Origin of the sequence: Chromobacterium sp. ASV23 (genome assembly GCF_016428945.1) — a bacterium.
Classification (GTDB): domain Bacteria; phylum Pseudomonadota; class Gammaproteobacteria; order Burkholderiales; family Chromobacteriaceae; genus Chromobacterium; species Chromobacterium sinusclupearum.
In genome coordinates, this window is the sequence record NZ_JAELTR010000133.1 from 1 (window position 1) to 1,458 (window position 1,458).

Genomic DNA, 1,458 nt, shown 5'->3' on the forward strand with positions numbered 1-1,458 from the left:
GGAGCCTACTATTGCATTCATTGTGTGCTGGCCGATCTGGCAAATACAGGGGTGACGTATTGGCGCCGGACTTGGCAACTTCCAGGTCACTATATATGCCGACAGCATCTGGAACCATTGCGCTATATTACGCATGAAAAAGCTTTTCAGTCGAGCCCGACTGCATTCCTGTTGGATAGCCTGCAGGTACCAGATGAATGGATGACCTTTTTGCTTTCTGCATCAGCTATTCGGCGATTCATCGAGATTGCTGACTATCTGATGAATCGTTCAAATGCGCTGGATGTACGGGATGTGTCATATGTTCTCAAGCTGCAGGCGGAAAAATGCCATCTGCAAACTTATGCAGGCCCAGTCAAGTTTGACCTTCTCAGTGATCTTATCATCAGCCAGTTCGAGTCTGTCTGGCTAAAGGAGGTATTTCATGAACTGACCGATAAGCAGCATGGGGAGTGGTTTGATCCAATCGATGGTGTATTGTGTAAGAAAACCAGTGCGTCATCGGTCATCGCCTATGTTCTCGCTACGGCTGCATTATATCCAGATGCCCAATCTGCAATTGTGGCTTTATCTGGTGCCAAAGCAGCATCGGCAAGGCTAAATCGAGGTAAGAGTGGCAAGATAATTTTGAATGAGAACCGATTGCGGGAGACTTATATCGAGTATCGGGGCAGTCATGCTGATGTTGCTAAATCGTTCCCCTCTATAACTGCACAAATTGTTACTTTACGGCTGAATGAACTTGGACTTCCTAATCTCGGCCAGAATGTCAATCGTAATCAGAGGCTGTTCGAGGGGTTAATGGCATTTTTGGTGGGTGACTATTCATTGAATGAGGCTGCAGAAAACGCGGAGGTTCCTGTCTCGGCACTGGAAACGTTGTTGCGGCGCTCGAGTGTGGAGTTACTGCAGGTGCTACAGGCAATGCCTGTAGCACCTGGAACGGAGGTTGGCGATTGGACTAATCGCTCTGCTGATCGGACTCAGTTGGACAAAAAATCCCTCCAGAAATCATCGGTTGGCAAAAGATCCTCATATCGCGCCATTCGTAAGGGATCGTTGCTCCTTAATGCTTCTACCGCATCTTGCACGGGGGACAGGTAAGTTGATGCGGCTTGCTCAATATCAATGGGTGTTAGAGTATCTAGCGGTTTTTCAAATGCTACGCGATGTGCAGCTATCCAGAGCGCGATAATCAACCGGGGGACGCCGGCAGTATGTTTGTGGATCAATTCTGCCACATCATCTGTGAGTGGCAATGGAGCTGTCTCTTATACACATCTGACGCTGCCGACGACAGCACGGAGGTGGAGATCTCGGTGGTGGCCGGGTCATTAAAAAGGGGGGGGGGGGGGGGGGGGGGGGGGGGGGGGGGGGGGGGGGGGGGGGGGGGGGGGGGGGGGGGGGGGGGGGGGGGGGGGGGGGGGGGGGGGGGGGGGGGGGGGGGGGGGGGGGGGG

The 1,458-nt window shown here is 52.7% G+C and carries 1 protein-coding gene; it reads left to right on the top strand.

What is annotated here, in order from left to right:
• Positions 1-1,104, top strand: a 1,104-nt coding sequence (locus JHD59_RS21910) for a hypothetical protein (protein ID WP_233164463.1), incomplete at its 5' end; no start/stop codon positions are given.
• Positions 1,105-1,458 lie beyond the last annotated feature (354 nt).